The sequence below is a fragment of the Gracilibacillus halophilus YIM-C55.5 genome, from assembly GCF_000359605.1.
In the GTDB taxonomy this organism is placed as follows: domain Bacteria; phylum Bacillota; class Bacilli; order Bacillales; family Amphibacillaceae; genus Gracilibacillus; species Gracilibacillus halophilus.
Window position 1 is genome coordinate 298363 of the sequence record NZ_APML01000019.1, and the last position, 19489, is coordinate 317851.

Annotated in this window: 23 protein-coding genes and 1 other annotated feature; of the genes, 9 read left to right on the plus strand and 14 right to left on the minus strand. The window is 38.0% G+C overall.

From position 1 onward, the window contains the following. Positions 1 to 16 precede the first annotated feature (16 nt). Together yqeH and J416_RS05955 are read right to left on the minus strand one after the other, a co-directional pair. A complete protein-coding gene (gene yqeH, locus J416_RS05950) occupies positions 17 to 1117 on the minus strand; it encodes a ribosome biogenesis GTPase YqeH (protein ID WP_003466710.1) in 1101 nt (366 codons plus the stop codon). Beyond that, a complete protein-coding gene (locus J416_RS05955) occupies positions 1118 to 1636 on the minus strand; it encodes a YqeG family HAD IIIA-type phosphatase (protein ID WP_003466711.1) in 519 nt (172 codons plus the stop codon). It abuts the gene before it with no gap. Between the two features lie 427 nt (positions 1637 to 2063). Between J416_RS05955 and sda the strand changes: the two genes are divergently transcribed. The 8 genes from sda to sigK all read left to right on the plus strand — a co-directional run bounded on the left by sda (position 2064) and on the right by sigK (position 8581). Continuing rightward, positions 2064 to 2204 carry a sporulation histidine kinase inhibitor Sda gene (sda, locus tag J416_RS05960; RefSeq protein WP_003466713.1) on the plus strand — a complete coding sequence of 47 codons (141 nt, stop codon included), beginning with the start codon at positions 2064 to 2066 and terminating at the stop codon, positions 2202 to 2204. 288 nt (positions 2205 to 2492) lie between these two features. Further along, positions 2493 to 4829: a Na+/H+ antiporter subunit A gene (locus tag J416_RS05965; protein WP_003466715.1), complete on the plus strand. Its 2337-nt coding sequence runs from the start codon at positions 2493 to 2495 to the stop codon at positions 4827 to 4829. Continuing rightward, positions 4829 to 5170 (plus strand): Na(+)/H(+) antiporter subunit C, encoded by a 342-nt coding sequence (locus tag J416_RS05970; RefSeq protein ID WP_003466717.1) that lies wholly within the window; start codon positions 4829 to 4831, stop codon positions 5168 to 5170. Before J416_RS05965 ends, J416_RS05970 begins: the two co-directional genes overlap by 1 nt. Next, complete coding sequence (locus J416_RS05975; RefSeq protein WP_040513057.1) at positions 5163 to 6644, plus strand: Na+/H+ antiporter subunit D; 1482 nt, start codon at positions 5163 to 5165, stop codon at positions 6642 to 6644. The genes J416_RS05970 and J416_RS05975 overlap by 8 nt, the downstream gene beginning before the upstream one ends. A 7-nt stretch (positions 6645 to 6651) precedes the next feature. Further along, positions 6652 to 7128, plus strand: a complete 477-nt coding sequence (locus J416_RS05980) for a Na+/H+ antiporter subunit E (protein WP_003466720.1) — start codon at positions 6652 to 6654, stop codon at positions 7126 to 7128. Next, a complete protein-coding gene (locus J416_RS05985; RefSeq protein ID WP_003466722.1) occupies positions 7125 to 7424 on the plus strand; it encodes a Na(+)/H(+) antiporter subunit F1 in 300 nt (99 codons plus the stop codon). Before J416_RS05980 ends, J416_RS05985 begins: the two co-directional genes overlap by 4 nt. Further along, the gene (gene mnhG / locus J416_RS05990) at positions 7417 to 7764 is read left to right on the plus strand and encodes a monovalent cation/H(+) antiporter subunit G (RefSeq protein WP_003466723.1); all 348 of its coding nucleotides are present in this window, start codon (positions 7417 to 7419) and stop codon (positions 7762 to 7764) included. The genes J416_RS05985 and mnhG overlap by 8 nt, the downstream gene beginning before the upstream one ends. Positions 7765 to 7879: 115 nt before the next feature. Continuing rightward, positions 7880 to 8581 (plus strand): RNA polymerase sporulation sigma factor SigK, encoded by a 702-nt coding sequence (gene sigK / locus J416_RS05995; protein ID WP_003466724.1) that lies wholly within the window; start codon positions 7880 to 7882, stop codon positions 8579 to 8581. Positions 8582 to 8711: 130 nt separating this feature from the next. Here the strand turns inward: sigK and mtnN are convergent, their stop codons facing one another. Further along, positions 8712 to 9404, minus strand: a complete 693-nt coding sequence (gene mtnN / locus J416_RS06000) for a 5'-methylthioadenosine/S-adenosylhomocysteine nucleosidase (protein WP_003466726.1) — start codon at positions 9402 to 9404, stop codon at positions 8712 to 8714. Between the two features lie 12 nt (positions 9405 to 9416). After that, positions 9417 to 10103: a YrrS family protein gene (locus tag J416_RS06005; protein ID WP_003466728.1), complete on the minus strand. Its 687-nt coding sequence runs from the start codon at positions 10101 to 10103 to the stop codon at positions 9417 to 9419. 251 nt (positions 10104 to 10354) lie between these two features. Between J416_RS06005 and J416_RS06010 the strand changes: the two genes are divergently transcribed. Further along, entirely contained in the window at positions 10355 to 10585 is a 231-nt protein-coding gene (locus J416_RS06010; protein ID WP_040513060.1) for a KTSC domain-containing protein, read from the plus strand. Positions 10586 to 10691: 106 nt separating this feature from the next. On the opposite strand, the gene greA is transcribed toward J416_RS06010, so the two are convergent. The 10 genes from greA to J416_RS16185 all read right to left on the minus strand — a co-directional run bounded on the left by greA (position 10692) and on the right by J416_RS16185 (position 19335). Further along, complete coding sequence (gene greA / locus J416_RS06015) at positions 10692 to 11168, minus strand: transcription elongation factor GreA (protein ID WP_003466731.1); 477 nt, start codon at positions 11166 to 11168, stop codon at positions 10692 to 10694. A gap of 187 nt (positions 11169 to 11355) precedes the next feature. Continuing rightward, positions 11356 to 12000 (minus strand): uridine kinase, encoded by a 645-nt coding sequence (gene udk / locus J416_RS06020; RefSeq protein ID WP_003466733.1) that lies wholly within the window; start codon positions 11998 to 12000, stop codon positions 11356 to 11358. 15 nt (positions 12001 to 12015) lie between these two features. After that, positions 12016 to 12663 carry an O-methyltransferase gene (locus J416_RS06025; protein WP_003466736.1) on the minus strand — a complete coding sequence of 216 codons (648 nt, stop codon included), beginning with the start codon at positions 12661 to 12663 and terminating at the stop codon, positions 12016 to 12018. A 61-nt stretch (positions 12664 to 12724) separates the two neighbouring features. After that, a complete protein-coding gene (mltG, locus tag J416_RS06030; RefSeq protein WP_003466738.1) occupies positions 12725 to 13882 on the minus strand; it encodes an endolytic transglycosylase MltG in 1158 nt (385 codons plus the stop codon). A gap of 155 nt (positions 13883 to 14037) precedes the next feature. Next, complete coding sequence (locus J416_RS06035; protein WP_003466740.1) at positions 14038 to 14325, minus strand: DUF1292 domain-containing protein; 288 nt, start codon at positions 14323 to 14325, stop codon at positions 14038 to 14040. A gap of 11 nt (positions 14326 to 14336) precedes the next feature. Beyond that, positions 14337 to 14756: a Holliday junction resolvase RuvX gene (gene ruvX, locus J416_RS06040; protein WP_003466741.1), complete on the minus strand. Its 420-nt coding sequence runs from the start codon at positions 14754 to 14756 to the stop codon at positions 14337 to 14339. Beyond that, positions 14753 to 15025, minus strand: a complete 273-nt coding sequence (locus J416_RS06045) for an IreB family regulatory phosphoprotein (protein ID WP_003466742.1) — start codon at positions 15023 to 15025, stop codon at positions 14753 to 14755. Before J416_RS06045 ends, ruvX begins: the two co-directional genes overlap by 4 nt. Before the next feature lie 85 nt (positions 15026 to 15110). Continuing rightward, complete coding sequence (gene alaS / locus J416_RS06050) at positions 15111 to 17747, minus strand: alanine--tRNA ligase (RefSeq protein WP_003466743.1); 2637 nt, start codon at positions 17745 to 17747, stop codon at positions 15111 to 15113. 77 nt (positions 17748 to 17824) lie between these two features. Beyond that, positions 17825 to 18034: a binding site (T-box leader), on the minus strand. Positions 18035 to 18070: 36 nt separating this feature from the next. Beyond that, on the minus strand, positions 18071 to 19144 hold the full coding sequence (locus tag J416_RS06055; RefSeq protein ID WP_003466744.1) for an AI-2E family transporter: 1074 nt from the start codon (positions 19142 to 19144) through the stop codon (positions 18071 to 18073). A gap of 2 nt (positions 19145 to 19146) precedes the next feature. After that, complete coding sequence (locus J416_RS16185) at positions 19147 to 19335, minus strand: hypothetical protein (protein WP_083875539.1); 189 nt, start codon at positions 19333 to 19335, stop codon at positions 19147 to 19149. Positions 19336 to 19489: the final 154 nt, after the last annotated feature.

Consider the following 19489-nt stretch of genomic DNA (forward strand, 5'->3'; position numbering starts at 1 on the left):
AACTCCTTTTCGATCGTTAAATTAATGCCTTTCGTATCGAAATTTGTACACCTTTTGGTACGTGAACGGATACGGTTACACCACCCTCTGCGATCGTAATCCATCCAAGTCCCGGAATCACGATATCGGTTTTCTCTAACGGTATTTTTATATCTTGCTTCACAAGTGGTGGCAGTGTTTCTAAAGTTTTCTCAGTTGGTGGTTGTAACAATTCACCGACATGTTTATGATAAAACTCATCCGCATTGGACATTTTCGTTCGATGAATATAAAGTTCATTGGAAAAATAGCAGATAAAGGATTGCTGTAAACCTTTTTCAAAATCAAATCGTCCAAAACCACCTAAAAACAGTGTCTGTTGTTCTTCAAGCTGGAAAACTTTTGGCTTAATTTCTTTCTTAGGTGTAATCTTCTTTACATCTTTGTCTGTCACATAATGGACGAGTTGAGAACGGTTTACAACGCCTGGTGTATCATACAAAGCCGTTTGATCATCTAACGGGATTTGGATAAAACCGAGAGTTGTTCCAGGGAAATAGGAAGTTGTGATTGCGTCTTCGATCCCACTTGTACGGTTAATTAGTTGATTAATGAATGTCGATTTTCCTACGTTCGTGCAACCAACGACATACACATCTTGTTCGTTTCTCATGTCTTCAATGACTGTTTCCACTTGGTCAAAACCTTCACCTGTAGTCGCTGATACTAAAAAAGCATCCTGGACTTTGAGACCTAAGTCTGCAGCTGTTTTTTTCATCCATTGAATCAATTTATTCCGCTTAGTTGATTTTGGAAGTAAATCGACTTTGTTTCCAATGAGAATGATCGGATTATCGCCAGTTAAGCGTTGCAAACTAGAAATAAAACTACCGTTAAAATCGAATATATCGACAATTTTCACAACGAGCCCCTTTGTCTTGTGAATTTCTTGAATCATTGTTAAATAATCATCATCACTATATTCAACGCTTTGTACTTCATTGTAATGTTTTAAACGAAAGCATCGTTTACAAATCACGTCTTCTTGTTGTAAAGCGCTCGTTGGTACGTAACCACTAGCATTTGGATCTTCTGATTGTAATCGAGCACCACATCCGTCACAATATCTTACTTCCATCTATCGTTCCTCCCATGTAATCATGCCTTTTTTTCGCATCCAATTTAAAATTCGACGTTCGATCATGCGATTGATTCGTGTTATTTTTCCATCAGTTTCAACAATTGGTACGACTAGAATTGTATAAAATCCTGCCATATTTCCACCTAATACATCGGTTAATAATTGATCACCAATGACGACAACTTTCTTTTTTGATAAGTTCATTTGTTTCGCTGTATTTTTAAAAGCACGACTAAACGGTTTTCGTGCGCTATATACAAATGGTGCCTCTAATGGTCCAGAAAAGACACTTACTCGCTCTTCATCATTATTTGAAATAATCGTCACTTGAATATCATGGTCTTTCATGTGTTGAAACCACTGCTTCACTTCATCTGTTGCATCTTTCACGTCCCAAGCGACTAATGTGTTATCAAGATCCGTAATCACTCCTTCAATTCCTAGCTTTTTCAACCGTTCAGGAGTAATATCAAATATACTTTTCACATGCTCATTTGGTAAAAAACGTTTCAGCAATGATTGTCCACCCTCTACACAATTCGTTCATTCTATACCTTGTACTATCCTACCATGCCTCCTCTATGATATACAATTATTCTTGTCAATTATGAAGAAATTCTCGTCTCTTGCACGGTTATAAAAATGATCGTTCATATAATCACAGAGATATGATGGATTTCATGGCTGATTGATTCTTGAGTCATGTTTTTTGCAATTATTCGGATAATCGTTCGACAAATTTTTACCAAATTTCTTCTGTGGATAACCTTATTCACAGATTCCACACGCAAGATAACAATGTTCATACAACTTCTAACATTTTTATGCACAAGTTATAAACAAGTCCTTGTAGATAACTGTTCACTTGTTGCAAAACGGTTTTCATGCTACATTAACTATTATAAAAGCAAACATCCCATAAATGTTGTAGGAGGGACAAGCATTGGAAAATTTACCGGATGAATTGCTGATTGAGTCGTATAAAAAAGCCAATGAACTAGATCTGAGCTATGAGTTCATTCATCTAATGGAAGAAGAATTGAAACGTCGCTCACTAACTGATTATCTATATTTTGCCAACTAAACAGCCATTTCGATACTTAGTAGCCCACCCCAGCTACTAAGTTTTTATTTGGAAAGCGTAATGCCTCATTAAAAAAAATTTTGCTTTCTATTTAAATAGGATATTTCTCGGAAACAGCTATATTGCGCATGATTTGAAAAGTTGTCCTCTCTTGTATTCTTCCGTTCTTTTCGATTAAAATATAATAGGATGTTCTAAAAACTTATATTTACTCTTCATACTTTTTGATTTAAAAGTAATCATCATCTACAAAGAAAGAAACAAAAGAACAAGGGGGATCAGCATTCCATGTTATTTGCTGTGTTTTTGCCAGTGCTATTGGCTATTTTCATTCCATACTTAAGCAAATGGAAAGAAAACATACATACAGGCTTTTTTGTATTGTTAGCACCACTGGCTATATTCATTTATTTTATTTTTTCGATCGGAAACGGTTTTGACCCGGTTTGGCAAAAATATCAATGGATACCGTCTTTAAATATTGGCTTTGATTTTTATTTAGACGGTTTAAGTTTATTATTCGTTCTATTAATTAGTGGCATCGGAACATTGGTGACGCTCTATTCGATTTATTATTTGGATAAATCAGAGCGACTTGATCAGTTTTATGTCTATTTGCTGTTATTTATGACCGCTATGTTCGGTGTTGTGCTATCTGATAATGTTTATGTTCTCTATACGTTTTGGGAATTAACGTCAATTTCCTCCTTTTTACTAATTGGTTATTGGAATCATCGCGAGGGGTCTCGTTATGGTGCCATGAAATCAATGCTCATTACCGTTTTTGGCGGTTTGAGCATGTTAGGTGGATTTATCCTTTTACACCTCGTTACAGGTACAACGAGCATACAAGAAATGATTGCTCAAGCAGATGTTATTTTGCAAAGTGATTATTTTGCTGCCATTTTTGCGTTTGTTTTATTAGGCGCCTTTACAAAATCTGCCCAATTCCCGTTCCATATTTGGTTACCAGATGCAATGGAAGCACCTACGCCAGTTAGTGCCTACCTCCACTCAGCGACGATGGTTAAAGCTGGGATTTTCCTTGTTGCGCGCTTCACACCTATTTTTTCTGGTGATGAATGGTTTTTTGTTATCGTGAGTGGCGTTGGTATTCTTACATTGTGCTGGGCATCTTACATGGCCGTTCGGCAAACGGATTTAAAAGGTATTTTAGCCTTTTCAACGGTTAGTCAACTTGGCATGATCATGGCAATGCTCGGCTTTGGGACAAAGACTGCCATTTATGCAGCTGTCTTTCATATTCTCAACCATGCAACGTTTAAAGGAAGCTTGTTTATGGTAGCTGGCATCGTCGATCACGAGTCAGGTACGCGAGATATTCGCAAACTAGGCGGATTGGCTACTTTAATGCCGATTTCTGCAACACTTGCGTTTTTCGGTACATTTTCCATGGCTGGTGTACCCCTACCGTTTTTAAACGGGTTTTATAGTAAGGAGAAATTTTTTACAGCGGCAACAGAATTACCAGAAACGTCTATTTGGCTGGCAGAACTGTTACAACAAGCCATTCCATATTTAGCGGTCTTCGGTAGTATTTTTACATTCGTTTATTCCATGTATTTTGTATTCGGGACATTCACTGGGCATAAACAATTGGAAAAGCTCCCTGCTAAACCGCATGAAGCACCAATAGGTATGCTATTATCTCCGATGATTTTAGTGCTTGGTGTTGTTGTAATTGGATTGTTCCCAAATATGGTCAACAGCACATTCTTAGCACATACCGCTGAAGCAATTTACGGCAAGCCAGTTGAAACACATATTAAATTCTGGCATGGATGGATCACGCCTTTATTTATGTCCATTGCCGTTGTCGTGTTTGGTGCGATTTTAGCTTATACTAGAAAAGGTTGGCAGGGTATTTACACCTTTTTACCAGGAAAATTGAGCTTTAATAAGGCGTATGACTTTATTGTTGATCAGCTCGAAAAAAGCTCAGCCAGAATTACAAATCGTTATATGAATGGATCACTTCGCCGTTATATGGTATTGATCTTAACTGCGATTTTAATCGGCGCTTTCAGTACATTATGGATCACGGATGGATTTGCTCTGGATACAAGTGACATTGCATCTGTTACCATTCATGAAGTCGTAGTAGCAGTAGCCATGGCAATAGCAGCCATCAGTACCATTTTTACACGAAACAAAATTGCTGCCATTTTAATTTTAGGTGTCGTCGGTTATGGTTTATCATTACTATTTGTACTGTATCGTGCGCCTGATTTAGCATTAACTCAACTCGTTGTCGAAACGATTACAGTAGCATTGTTCCTTCTTTGTTTCTACCATTTACCGAATCTACGGGAACAAACAGAACTTGCATCGCAAAAATTCACCAACGTAGCCATTTCAGTTGGCTTCGGTGTACTCATGACAACAGTGGCCATTTCTGCGCATAGTACGAAAGGATTCGAAACGATTTCTGACTATTTCCTTGAAAAGTCCTACAAACTTGGTGGCGGTGATAACGTAGTCAACGTCATCTTAGTCGATATGCGTGGACTTGATACCTTATTTGAAATTGTTGTCCTTGGTATTGCTGCGCTTGGCATTTACGCGTTAATCAAATTGCGCAACAAGAAGGGGGCGGAAAAGTAATGGAAATCATTATGTCTGTGCTAGCTGGTATTTTATTTACGACTGGGATCTATAACTTATTACAAAAGCAAATGCTCAGAATCATTATCGGTACAGCACTGATTTCGCATGGCGCTCACCTATTCATCTTAACAATGGGGAAATTAAAGCGCGGTGCACCACCGATCTTAGATGATGCCATTTCAGAATATGCAGACCCACTCCCTCAAGCGCTCATACTGACATCAATCGTAATTAGCTTTGGTGTGACTAGTCTGTTGCTTGTTTTGGCCTACCGGGCGTCGAAAGAGAATGGAACTGACAATATGGAGAAATTAAGGGGTAGCGAAAATGATGAGTAATTTAGCAGTTTTACCAATACTTATACCGTTGATAGCAGGGATCATCGCGATATTTTTTCATAAAAAGTTACCGATTGTCCGTGTATTTTCTCAAGTGTTGACCATCATAAATGCTGGCGTTGTCGGCTATATCCTCTGGTACGTTTATCAAAATGGTACGATTGTCCTTGAATCTGGTGACTGGACAGCACCATATGGTATCGTACTTGTTGCAGATATGTTATCAATGACGCTTGTGATGACGACAAATATTATCGCCATTGCAGCTGTGTTCTTTGCGCCAAAATCACTAAATGAACAGCAAGAAGCATTTTATTTCTACACATTTTACTTCTTGCTTATTGCAGGGGTTTCGGGTGCATTTATGACTGGTGATTTATTCAACTTATTTGTATTTTTTGAAGTGCTTCTTATGGCATCTTACGCACTGATCGTCCTTGGTGGCGGAAAGGTACAACTACGAGAATCTTTAAAATACGTGCTTATCAACTTGTTTTCATCGATGTTATTTGTCACAACAATTGCGTTTTTATATTCAGTCGTCGGAACTGTCAACATGGCACAAATTGCTCAGCGGGTACAAGAAGTTGATCAAACAGGGATTCTCACGACTATTGGAATCTTACTATTTTTTGTGTTTGGTACCAAAGCAGCATTGTTTCCACTCTACTATTGGTTGCCACGTCCGTATATTGTACCAAATCCGGTTGTATCGGCATTATTTGGCGCTTTGTTAACAAAAGTCGGAATCTATTCGATTATCCGGGTGTTTTCTTTAATCTTTGTTCATGAACCAGGAGTTACACATCAATTATTTTTATGGATTGCTGCACTCACCTTAATCTTCGGGGTGATCGGAGCATTATCAACAAATAATATAAAACTTATTGTTGCTTATAATATTATTCCTGCTGTTGGTTTTATGATGTTAGGAATTGGCGCTTTCAATAGTACGGGGATGAGTGGTGCCGTTTATTACTTAGTGCATGATATGATCATTAAAGCAGCATTGTTCTTATTAGTTGGAGCTGTTAGTTATTTAGCTGGTACGAGTGACTTAAGAAAAATGCGTGGCTTAATCCATCATTATCCGCTATTTGGTTGGTTGTTTTTCTTATCTGCTTTTGTTTTAGCTGGGATCCCACCGTTTAGTGGATTTATCGGAAAACTCCTTCTTATACAAGGAGCAATGGAAACAGGTGAAGTTACTATTGCGATGATTAGTTTATTATCTAGTTTATTGATTCTATTATCTGTCATGCGGATTTTCGTTCGCGGTTTTTGGGGAGAAAAAGATGAATCTATCCAACCGAATTCGAAAGCTGCAAGAGGATTTATCGCGCCAATTGTTTTCTTACTATTCTTCTCTGTTGTACTTGGTGTGGGTGCTGAATGGTTCTATCCTGGCGCAGATGCGATTGGCGAATACTTAATGAATCCGCAAGACTACATCGAATCTGTATTAAAGGAGTAAATCAATTATGTCACTTCAAATCGTGTTAAACGTCATCATTGCATTCATGTGGATGTTCTTAAGTGAAACGTATACATTCCCTTCATTTTTCACTGGCTTTTTAATCGGGGCGTTGCTATTGTTTTTTTTACGGCGTTTCATTCCGGACGCATTCTACTTACACCGTGTATGGAAAATGATACGTCTTGTTTTCTTATTTATAAAAGAGCTACTCTTATCAAACATTGACATTGTCAAGTGGGTATATAAACCAAAGCAAACGTATAACCCAGGCATATTTGCTTTGCCAACAGATTTAAAAACGAACTGGGAAATTACCATTTTGACGTCTTTAATTTCCTTAACGCCTGGTACATTATCTGTAGCTGTCTCTCATACAAATGATGTCATCTACATTCATGCGATGGATATCTATGATAATGAAGAAGCCATCAATGCCATTAAGGATAGTTTCGAAAAAGCAATCATGGAGGTGACAAGATGAATCAACTAGATGGAATCATCGATATAGTCGCAGCGATATGTATGGTTACCATCACCATATCGATTGCTTTATTGCTTTATCGCGTCGTAAAAGGTCCGACGAATCCAGATCGAGCCGTTGCTTTAGATGCAATTGGTTTAAATTTAATGGCCATAGCAGGACTTGTTGCTATTCTACTAGGAACGACAAGATTAAATGATGTCATTTTGTTAATCGGTATTTTACTTTTCATCGGCACAATTGCATTAGCAAAATATTTAGAAAAGGGTGTTATTATTGACCGAGAACATGACTAATATACTTATACTCCTTTTGCTTGTTATTGGTACATTTTTTATCTTGTCGGCAACAATTGGTGTCCTTCGTTTTCCTGATGTTTATACACGTTTACACGCTTCAACCAAAGCTGCCACTCTTGGGATCTCTGGTATTATGATTGGTGCCTTTCTTTTCTTAAATGCCGAGTTTCAAATTGTCAGTGGAAAGCTTATTTTAGGAATTATTTTCGTATTATTGACAGCGCCGATTTCAGCACACATGATCGGACGTGCTGCTCATCATACCGGTGTAAAACCGTGGGGACGTGATCAAGAAGCACAAGATGAATATGCAGACGATTATCGAAACCAGAAGTAAGTCAGATATCTTTAAGGTATCTGACTTTTTTTATGCATCCATTTATCAATGAACAATGGACAAACGGTCGACATAGGATGAAATATAGGCATTTACCTACTTAGGAGGTGGCAGATTGTCGATCATACTCGGTATCCTCGCGATGATTAAAGAAGCATTATTTTTTGTCGCGTATGTCAAAAATCATACGTTCCCTCAGCCTCTATCGCCAAAAGAAGAAGCTGAAGCGATCGAAAAGATGAATAATGGCGATGAAGATGCCAGGAACAAACTAATCGAACATAACTTACGTCTTGTCGCACATATCGTGAAAAAATTTGAAAATACGGGTGAAGATGCAGAAGATTTAATATCGATCGGCACCATTGGTCTAATTAAAGGGATTGAAAGTTATTCAAGTGGTAAAGGCACAAAGCTTGCCACCTATGCTGCTCGCTGCATTGAAAACGAAATTTTAATGCATTTGCGTGCGATGAAAAAGACGAAAAAAGATGTCTCACTACAAGATCCAATTGGGCAAGATAAGGAAGGTAACGAAATCAGTTTAATGGATATTTTAGAAGCGGAAAATGAAGATGTAACTGAGTTGATCCAATTGCATATGGAACTTCAAAAGATTGAAAAGTACTTAAAAATTTTAGATAAACGTGAGAAGGACGTTATCATAGCACGCTTCGGTTTAGGAAACAAAGATGAATTAACCCAACGAGAAATCGCCAAAAAATTAGATATCTCACGTAGTTACGTTTCAAGAATTGAGAAACGTGCCTTAATGAAAGTGTTTCATGAATATTACCGCAATGAATTAAAAAAATGATGATGCTCACGCTAGAAAAAATATTCTGAAGCCAGAATAACTGTGTGAAGTTAAACACTTCACACAGTGGATAGGAGTCTACGTATTTTGCCAACGGTTCATTCAAGTTGTTCTCAGCCTCTCACTTGATTTAATCCAAATGATTGACCATGGAAATAATTAATGTCGCTGCATGATTGGCCGCTTTTTCCAAAAAGGCTTCAAACGACACATTGGATTCTTTTCCAGCGATATCCGATAAGGCACGTATCACCACAAATGAAGTTCCATATTGGTAGCATACCTGTGCGATCGCTGCGGCTTCCATTTCGGCAGCGATCATATCAGGGAATTTTTCTCGAACAAAAGCAACTCGGTCTGCATCTTGCATAAATGAATCACCAGTTGAAATTAGCCCTTTCATCGCATTGACGCCGTCCAATTGTTTCGCATAAAGAAGTGCTTTTTCAATCAAGGCTGGATTGGCTGTATATAGCCATGGCATGTCCGGTACTTGGCCATACTCATAATCAAATGCGGTCACATCAACGTCATGATGTACAACATCCGATGATATAACAATATCACCCACTTCTAATTTATCATGAAATCCCCCGGCTGAACCTGTATTGATCACATAATCAGGTTGATACATTTCATGTAAAATGGTTGTTGACATCGCTGCATTTACTTTACCAATACCAGACTTTAACACAACTACATCTTTATCATCTAAAGTACCAACATAGAAATCACAGTTCGCCTTTACTACATGTTCTTTTACTTCCATTCGTTGTTTCAAAAGCTCGATTTCTTCATCCATTGCCCCAATGATTCCAATCATCTGGATCCCCCTCTATTCATTGCTTGACTCACGCACATATTCACTTTCATTTAATTTTTCGACGAGCGTTGGCTGCCATCCCTGATTTTCTACCCATTGTAAATGAACATTGTAAATTTCCGAATAATCATCGACGGGTGTCACAGTAGCGATTGTTTTTTGCTCACCTGCCCCTTGAATATACCAATCATACAATTGATCTTTTGGAATATCAGTCGCAACAGATGCCGCTTGAAGCATCTCATCCCAGTCAACTGAATCTTGTTCAAATGTGGTTTGATGAGGTTCTTCTTGCACCGTTCCTACTGGTTGCCAATTTCCTTTATAAGCAGAAATGACATTTTCACCTTCTGTCTCAACTTGTTCGGTTTCTACTTCATTATTTTGCGTCTGATTCGTCTCATCGTTCGGTTCTGTTGATGTATCTGGTTCACTTTCCACAGAATCATTACTTTCAGATGGATGGATGCCCTCATCTGATGAAGATTGATCTTGATTTGATTCTGGCGTCTCTTCTTGTTCCGGCATGGCTTCTGTATCTTCTTGAGGCTTGTCCTCTTCACCGCCGAATACAATCAGCCAAATTCCCAATAAAACAACAATGCTTCCAATCACACTTAACCAAGTAATGGCTTTTGTATTTGTCCGTTGTTTCTGGTATCGTCTCTTTCTTGATACAGTTTGGTAATCTTCCGTCATCCTTTCAACCTCCTACTTTTATTATACTAAACATCGAACAAATCGAGCAAAAAATATTCTTTCATTTTTTATATCATACCTATGAACATACAACATTATGATGACGATATTTCCATAAAATTCGTTTAATAGCATGACTTTTTGACGGAAAATAGATAAAATGATCGATTTCCTTCTTTTTTTGTCATGCTAGCAGGAGTTCGATCATAAATATGGAATATATACAAAAAGAAAAAGAAGGAGCGTGTGCAATGTTGAGAACAACTAAATTTGACCGTCAATTATGGCAGTTACAATCATTCGAAACCATTAGTTATGACAAAGATGAGCAATTATTACTTATTCATTTCCTCGACGAGACCACGCTGCGATTTCATCCCGTTTCTGAAGATATTGTCTTTCAGCTTATATTAGACCAAAACAAAGACTCCTTTATCGAATGTCGTTTAAAATCAAATTATTCGTATGCGAAAGTGATTTAAGATATGATTAAAACATTTTCGTTCATCACAAAAATAATAGCGCTTACATTTCGCTTATCTAAAGAAAAATGGATGTCCTCTCTACCAAATGGACATCCATTTTTCTTTAATTAACTTTTACAATTTTAACATCCATATCACCAGCTGGTGTTGGTACGGTCACCTCATCTCCAGTTGATCGTCCGAGTAACGCTTTGGCTATCGGTGAATCATTGGAAATTTTCCCTTCAAATGGATCCGCTTCCGCACTACCTACTATCGTATATTCTTCTTCATCACCATCCGGTAGCTCTTGGAATGTAACAGTTTTGCCAAGTTGTACCATATCAGGATTATCATCATCATTCTCAATAATAACTGCATTACGGATCATATTTTCGACCTGTGCGATTCTTGTTTCTACGAACGCCTGCTCGTCTTTAGCTGCATCATATTCCGAGTTTTCCGAAAGGTCTCCGAAACTTCTCGCAATTTTAATTCGCTCTACAACTTCTTGACGTCGCTCTGTTTTTAGATGTTCTAATTCTTCTTCTAAGTTTTGTTTTCCTTCTTCTGTCATATAAAAACTTTTTTCTTCTGGCATTGCTACACTCTCCTTCATCCATTACTCATAATCAAACATACACGTTTTTTCATGATGATTTTTATTATGTGTATGACATATTCACTTAAATATCCCTCTTCCCACCTACATTATGCAGGGTTATGGGTATAAGTGGTTGTATAAAATTATATACTATTCAATACTATGGCAGATTTTTTTATAATTTTCAATAGTTTTTATTTTCTGTTTTACTCAAAATACTTTGAATTTTTGTGGCTAGTAAGTCTATGGCCACCGTATTTTGACCACCTTCAGGAATAATAACATCTGCATAACGTTTTGTTGGTTCAATAAATTGTAAATGGGCCGGGCGAACCATCTGAATATATTGGTTGATGACTGAATCCATCGTTCTCTCACGCTCCTTAATATCACGTAACATACGACGGATAATCCGCAAATCAGCATCTGTATCGACAAACACTTTAATATCCATTAATTCCATCAATCTTGGATCATCTAAAATTAAAATACCTTCAATGATAATCACATCTTTTGGTTCCTCATGAATGACTTCTTCAGACCTTGTATGCAGGGTATAATCATAGACAGGTTTTTTAATCGATTGTTGATTTTTTAATGCTTGTACGTGATCGATTAACAGATCTTGATCAAAAGCAAACGGATGATCATAATTCGTTTGTAGTCTTTCTTCCATCGGAATATCGGACTGGTCTTTATAATAGTAATCCTGTTCGATGACTAATACCGATTGATCTTGAAATCGTTGTTGAATCGCATGTGTTACTGATGTTTTTCCTGATCCTGAACCTCCAGCAACACCAATAATAATTGGCTGTTTCTTTTCCATTTTTTGCTGACACCTCTAGTTTTTCTTTTTCGTACTGATTGCCATCCCATCACCAATTGGCAACATGGTTGTATCATAATTAGGATGTTCCATTAACCACTCATTAAAAGCATGAATTTTCTCGGCCATTTTTTGAATCCGCTTAGATGGTGCTTGACTAGGATCTGCTGCCAATCCGCGAAATAATACATTATCGGTGACGACTACACCATGTTCTTTCAGCATTGGTGTGAAAGTTTGAAAAAAACGTTGATATTGTCCTTTCGCTGCATCAATGAAAATAACGTCAAATGGTGCTTTTTCTGCAACTTTATCGACAACTTCTAATGCGTCACCTTCAATCAAATCAATTTGATCATGACAATTTCTCTTACTAATATTGACATGTGCTTTTTGAATCATGTCAGGATCTCTTTCCAATGTAGTGATTAAAGCAGATGGGCATGCTTCAAGCAATCTTAATGCAGAATATCCAATTGCCGTACCAATTTCAAGTATTCTGCTTGGTTGTGTAGATCGGGCAAGTTGATGAAAAAATTGCATGCTGTGCGAATCAATAATTGGCACTCCATCTTGTCGCGCTTCTCTTTCCATATCAATGGCCCATTCTGGAATGGGAGCAGAAAAAGAATGGACATACTGTAGAACGGTTTGATCCATCATAATCATTCTTCCTTTTCTATATATTTAATGGAAAAGCAGGGAACGAGATCCCCTGCTGCTGTTACTCATTATGAATATATTTATCTTCTAATTGTTGATGCTCCTCATACGTTCTTGCATAATGCACATTACCTTCTGAATCAGCTAAGAAAAACAGATAAGGAGAACTTTCGGGATTCAATGTAGCTTGAAGCGAACTTTCACCAAAATTCGCGATTGGCCCCACTGGTAATCCCATTACTTGATATGTGTTATAAGGTGATTCAATCTCATAATTAGCATAATTCAAGCGTTCCATATGTTCCCCATGAGCATAGATAACTGTTGGGTCCGTTTGTAACATCATGTCTTGATCCATTCGATTGTAAAAAACACTCGCAATGAGTGCACGATCTTCTTCCGATCTCGCTTCTTCTTCTACTAGAGAAGCAAATGTAATGACTTCATGCATGTTAAATTGGGACTCTTCAATTTGATCAGCATAACTCATCAATACATCTCTTGATTTGTCTAACATTTTTGTCACAATAGTATCAATGCTCGGATTTTCTTCATAAAATTGATACGTCGCTGGATATAAATACCCTTCGAGTGGCATTCGAATATCTTCGTTAAGTATCTGGTCCGATAATAAATCCGGATATCGATCCATAAGCGATTTCACATATTCCTTGTCATTCACTCTCTCCAAAAAAGCTTCTTGATCGATATTTGCTTCTTCTTGATAGATAGAGGCGATTTCCCTTACATGATTCCCTTCTGGTACAGTTACACGGAAAACAGGTTCTTCTTGTACTGTTCCTGTTTCTAATTCATTTGTAATTTCTTTTAAAGTCATTGAAGGTGATAATGAATAATCACCTGCTTGAAATTGAGCTGAATTGTTAAACTTTACATAGAAACGGTAGATCATTGAATTTTGAATTAAACCGTTCTCTTCAAGTATAGCCGCAATTTCAGAAGTGCCTGAGCCTAATGGGATGGTAATATCAATGTTTTCCGAACTATCTGGATCTACAGGCGATAATCCTGCTTTTATATAACGATAACTGCTGTATCCACCAATAACAACGATAAGCGTGAATACGATGAGCATCACAATAATAAACTTCCGTGCCTTGCTAATTTCTTTTTTTCTCTCTTTGGCGATTGCTTTATATTTTTCATATGTAGTTTTAAAAAAGTTTTTAATGGGAGAATCTTTCTTATCACTCGTCAAAGTTCCCAACCTCCTCTCACCCGATACATTATACTATAATTTTAAATATTGTGAAACTGTCGAATGATTCATCTGAAAAAATGAATGACCATTTGAAACATATAATACACAGAGAAGGCTAACAAACTTCTGCTTGTTAGCCTTCTCTTCGTTCATTATTCGGATAAATCTTCTTCGGAAGCAACTGTATTTAGTACTTCTTCCACCATGTCCCATTCTTCATCTGATTCAATTTGATAGAGCTCTAAGTCGTCTTCATTAGGTTTCTCTTCGTAACGAAAAGCAAATACCTCGACTTCTTCCCCTTCTTGATGTTCGGCTGGTACAACGGCTACGTAAGAATGGCCTGTATCATCTACATCAAAGGTGAATAACACTTCAAATAAGTGCTCTTCTCCATTTTCATCTGGAATAATAATTCTTTCTTTTTCTTCTAATGCCACATTAATCCTCCTTAAGTTCGGCTATCTAAGTAGCCTTGTAAAATCATCACAGCTGCCATTTTATCAATCACTTTCTTGCGTTTTTTGCGACTGACATCAGCCTCTAACAACACTTTTTCAGCAGCCATAGTTGTTAATCGTTCATCCCACAAATCGACTTCAATATCAAAAGTCTTCTCAAGAAATGCAGCAAAGTTTTGTGACGCTTCACCTCTTGGGCCAACGGTTCCGTTCATGTTTTTTGGAAATCCAACAACAACCTTTTCTATAGTATGTTCATCTATTAACTGATTAAACGTTTCTTTCACCGATTCATAGTTAGGTTCTTCCCAATGAATCGTCTTTAGTCCTTGAGCGGTCCATCCAAATGCGTCGCTAATCGCTACGCCAATCGTCTTTGAGCCAACATCTAAGCCTAATATTTTACTCATTGATCATCTTGTTTCTTAGCGTGAATATAGGACTTCACTAATTCTTCGATCATTTCATCACGCTCGACTCTCCGAATTAAATTTCGCGCATCTTTATGACGCGGGATATAAGCTGGATCACCGGACAATAGATAACCTACAATCTGATTAATCGGATGGTACCCTTTCTCTTCCAGTGCTTCATGTACTGTCAGCAGTACATCATTGACGTTCTCTTCAATTGGCTCTTCGGGAAAATTAAACTTCATCGTCTTGTCCATTCGGTCCACAGAAGCACCCCCATTAAGATTTCGAGTGACGAAAGTCCTTGTTGTCTTTCCATTATAACGTTTTTAGAGAAAAATTACCAAAAATTTAATGTGGATCTGCTACATAGGTTTCTACATAGTCAAGTGCTTGTGGTAACTGGCTGGCGTCTTTTCCACCAGCTTGAGCCATATCAGGACGGCCACCACCACCGCCACCACAGATTTTCGCTGTTTCCTTAATTAAATGTCCCGCATGGTATCCTTCATCAACAAGATCTTTCGTTACACCTGCTGCTAATTGTACTTTTTCATCATTTACCGTCGCAAGTAAAATTACTCCTGACGCTAACTTTTGCTTCATGTCATCAACCATTTGCCGTAGTTGGTTCATATCAGAGACATCCACTTGCTTTGCTAATAGATTGATTCCACTTATTTGTTGGACATCATCCAAAATTGAAGAAGCTTCCATTTGTGATAACTTACTACGCAAGGAATCAATTTCACGTTGTTGTTCCTTCATTTCAGCGTAGACATGATCGATACGTTCAAGAATTTGATCTTCTTTCGTTTTTAACTTATTGGCGGCTGATTGTAACGTAGTATGTTTGTCATTGACATATTCATAAGCGGCTTTGGCGGTAACTGCTTCGATACGACGTGTACCGGCACCAATTCCAGATTCGGAAACGAGTTTAAATAATCCGACTTCGGCAGAATTTTGTACGTGACAACCACCACAAAGCTCGATACTGTAGTCCCCAATTTCAACAACGCGAACAACATCACCATATTTTTCACCAAATAAGGCCATCGCACCCATTTGCTTGGCTTCACCCATTGACTTATGACTAATGCTAACAGGAAGTGAGGCCCAAATGTTTTCATTCACCTTTTGTTCAATTTGGCCTAATTCTTCTTCAGTTACAGCACCAAAGTGAGAAAAGTCAAATCGTAAGCGATCGACAGCAACTAATGAACCCGCTTGATTGACGTGATCACCCAATACATCTTTTAAGGCTTGATGCAATAAGTGTGTCGCTGTATGGTTTTTTACAATGAATTGGCGTGCACTTTCATCCACCTGCGCAGCAACTTGATCCCCTTTCGTCAGCGTGCCTTCACGAATCACTACACGGTGTAAATTTTGGCCATTTGGTGCTTTTTGTACATCGATAATTTCTGCTTGAACATGATCATTTGTAATCGTGCCTTTATCCGCAATTTGTCCACCACTTTCAGCATAAAATGGTGTCTCATCCAAAATAAGATACACTTCATCATTCGCTGTAGCTGACTCTACTGCTTCTTTTTCTTGTACTAGTTCAGCAACGGTTGCAGTAACCGCTAATTGATCATAACCGACGAACGTACTTGGGGTATGGACATCACGAAGGACACTGTCTTGAACTTGCATGGAATCCACTTTTTGACGAGCTTTTCGCGCTCGATCACGTTGCTTTTCCATTTCCCGCTCGAAACCTTCTTCGTCAATGGTGAAACCTTCTTCATCAACATACTCTTCCGTTAATTCTTTCGGAAAACCATACGTATCATATAAGCGGAAGACTTCTTCACCAGGGAATACATTGCTGTTCTTTTCTTTTTCTCGATCAATAATCGTGTGTAAAATTTGCAAACCATCTTGTAATGTTTCATGGAACCGCTGTTCTTCGGTCTTGACTACATTCTGAATAAAATCTTCTTTCTTCTTCACATCTGGATAAAAGTCCTCCATGACGTCACCAACTGTCGGGACTAATTGGAACATAAATGGACGATCGATCCCGATTTGCTTGGCATAGCGAACAGCACGACGTAAGAGACGACGCAAGACATAACCACGACCTTCATTCGATGGCAGTGCACCATCACTAATGGCAAATGTGACAGTCCGAATATGATCAGAAATGACTTTAAAAGACACATCGGTTTCTACTGTTTCTTCATATTTTACGTTTGCTAATTCTTCTGTCTTTCGAATAATAGGTAAAAATAAATCTGTTTCGAAATTGGTACGTGTATCTTGAATCACACTCACGAGTCGTTCAAGTCCCATTCCAGTATCGATATTCTTTTTCGGAAGTGGTGTATATGTATCATCAGGGTTATGATTGAATTGTGAGAAAACAAGGTTCCATATTTCTAAATATCGCTCATTTTCCCCGCCAGGATAAAGTTCAGGATCATTCGGATCATTACCATATGCCTCTCCACGATCATAAAAAATTTCAGTATTAGGACCACTTGGCCCTTCACCAATATCCCAGAAATTTTCTTCTAAGCGAATGATACGCTCTTCAGGTAAACGTATCGTATCACGCCACAACTCATATGCCTCTTCATCTTCTGGGTGTACGGTAACTGATAAACGTTCAGGTTCAAAACCGATCCACTTGTCACTGGTTAGAAATTCCCATGCCCATTCAATCGCTTCTTTCTTGAAATAGTCACCAATCGAAAAATTACCCAGCATTTCAAAGAAAGTATGGTGCCTTGCTGTATAACCAACATTGGCTATATCATTGGTTCGGATCGACTTTTGTGCATTGACAATTCGCGGATTTTCTGGAACGACACGCCCATCAAAATATTTTTTTAGTGTGGCTACACCGCTATTAATCCATAGTAAAGTTGGGTCATCCTGCGGAACAAGAGATGCACTTGGCTCGATACCATGATTTTTTTCTTTAAAGAAATCGAGAAACTTTTGACGCACTTCAGCAGACGTTAACTGTTTCATTATTATCGCCTCCAATGTTTATGATTTATGTATTCTTACATTCTATCTCCATCAAAAAAACTCTCCTCCTTGCTTCATGCAGGGACGAGAGTTTGTATCCGCGGTACCACCCTTGTTACAGCTAATAATGAGCTGTCACTTTTCATTGATAACGGTGGTACTCACCGGCAAGTATTAGTTGCACTCCAAACTAGCTTCCCTAACTAGAGCGTTTAGAATTTCTTTCAGCCAAGGAAATTCCTCTCTTGAAACGATAGCTACGTACTCAAGTTTATCGACGTATTTATCTATTACATTGCTTGCTTATTATAAAAAAGTTTTGCTTATCTGTCAATTTGTTTTACTTGTTGAAGAATTAACGGAACAGCGACACGAGCCATCGCTAATAAAGGGACAGCAAATATCATCCCAATGACGCCTGATAGTTTTGCAGCTAAAAACAAAACAAAAATTAAATAAATAGGGTGAATATGGATGCTTCTTCCCACAATATAAGGTGACAAAAGATTCCCTTCTAACAATTGCACGATTAATACAGAAAGCAATACGTAGATCATCATTTTTGTTGATATGGTTAAGGCGATCAGTACAGCGGGAATGGCTCCGATAATTGGGCCAAAATACGGAATGAAGTTCGTTAAACCAATGATAATAGCAAGTACAAGCGCATAGTTCATTCCAACCAGTTTAAACAGAAGAAAAGCAGCGAGTCCCACCAAGAAACAAACAAGAATTTGCCCCCGTAAATATTGTCCTAAACTATCCTCGACTTTATCGATTAAATGTGTGGTGAAAGCTTGATATCTTCGCGGAATGATTTTCATGGCTTGTCTGCCGAGTCGTTCATAATCTTTCAGAAAATAAAACGCTAAGATCGGGATCACCGCAAACATGATCAATAAATCAAACAAAACCGGGATATTACGAATAAATGACGTGATTCGCTCGCCTATATCGTTTTCGATTTCTTGAAACAATTGATCAAGTTTATCATGGAACGCTTCCGATAAGAATGACGTTCGACTATACAAATCATAAATAAGCCCCCGGTAAACTTCCATTAAATCGGGGATATTCGCTTGCAGCTGGCGAATTTGCTCCATCATTGTCGGAAAAAAATAATAAACGCCGATACCGAGTGCCCCAAAAAAAATCAAGTAAATCAGCAAGATCGCAAGCGTTCTTGGCATATGATAACGATGAAGTTTTTCAACAATTGGATGTAGTAAATAAGCGATCAAACCCGCAATCAGAAATGGTAAACAAATTTGAAATAACAATACGATAAACTCGTGATAAAAAGGGTAGAGGCGGTAAAGCAAATAAATCAGTAATACCACTAAACAAGCAATCACGAGTTGCAGTGCTAGACGGATTTTTTTCGCATGTTTTGCCATCGTTACCTTTCCACTCTTCGTTCTTCATCTGAAAAGAGATCGTCCAAAGAGCTGAGGGATCCATCCAATTCCACTTCATGCAGATGAAGCATATTGTTTTGCACCGACAATTCAATATAACAATTCCAACAATAATATTGCTGCGGTCCAATAATTCCGATGTTTTTACTACGACAATTTGGACAAATCAAAAAGCTTCCCTCACTTTTTCAGTTTTAGGCTATATTCTTTCCCATTTGTCCAAAAAAGATACCTCATGACTCCACATTTTCTTCCATAAAATCATATGGTGAGAAGTCTTCTTGTCCGACGTCGACTTCTAGTAACCATTCATCGGCCGATTTT

Bases quoted from the DNA above. Each gene is read 5' to 3' on its own strand.
- ruvX (WP_003466741.1), bottom strand. From the start codon at position 14,756: ATGAGTAAAATATTAGGCTTAGATGTTGGCTCAAAGACGATTGGCGTA.
- mnhG (WP_003466723.1), top strand. From the start codon at position 7,417: ATGACTAATATACTTATACTCCTTTTGCTTGTTATTGGTACATTTTTT.
- greA (WP_003466731.1), bottom strand. From the start codon at position 11,168: ATGCCAGAAGAAAAAAGTTTTTATATGACAGAAGAAGGAAAACAAAAC.
- J416_RS05975 (WP_040513057.1), top strand. From the start codon at position 5,163: ATGAGTAATTTAGCAGTTTTACCAATACTTATACCGTTGATAGCAGGG.
- J416_RS05965 (WP_003466715.1), top strand. From the start codon at position 2,493: ATGTTATTTGCTGTGTTTTTGCCAGTGCTATTGGCTATTTTCATTCCA.
- yqeH (WP_003466710.1), bottom strand. From the start codon at position 1,117: ATGGAAGTAAGATATTGTGACGGATGTGGTGCTCGATTACAATCAGAA.
- J416_RS06010 (WP_040513060.1), top strand. From the start codon at position 10,355: ATGTTGAGAACAACTAAATTTGACCGTCAATTATGGCAGTTACAATCA.
- udk (WP_003466733.1), bottom strand. From the start codon at position 12,000: ATGGAAAAGAAACAGCCAATTATTATTGGTGTTGCTGGAGGTTCAGGA.
- J416_RS06055 (WP_003466744.1), bottom strand. From the start codon at position 19,144: ATGGCAAAACATGCGAAAAAAATCCGTCTAGCACTGCAACTCGTGATT.
- mtnN (WP_003466726.1), bottom strand. From the start codon at position 9,404: ATGATTGGAATCATTGGGGCAATGGATGAAGAAATCGAGCTTTTGAAA.
- J416_RS05970 (WP_003466717.1), top strand. From the start codon at position 4,829: ATGGAAATCATTATGTCTGTGCTAGCTGGTATTTTATTTACGACTGGG.
- J416_RS05985 (WP_003466722.1), top strand. From the start codon at position 7,125: ATGAATCAACTAGATGGAATCATCGATATAGTCGCAGCGATATGTATG.
- alaS (WP_003466743.1), bottom strand. From the start codon at position 17,747: ATGAAACAGTTAACGTCTGCTGAAGTGCGTCAAAAGTTTCTCGATTTC.
- J416_RS06025 (WP_003466736.1), bottom strand. From the start codon at position 12,663: ATGATGGATCAAACCGTTCTACAGTATGTCCATTCTTTTTCTGCTCCC.
- J416_RS05980 (WP_003466720.1), top strand. From the start codon at position 6,652: ATGTCACTTCAAATCGTGTTAAACGTCATCATTGCATTCATGTGGATG.
- J416_RS06005 (WP_003466728.1), bottom strand. From the start codon at position 10,103: ATGACGGAAGATTACCAAACTGTATCAAGAAAGAGACGATACCAGAAA.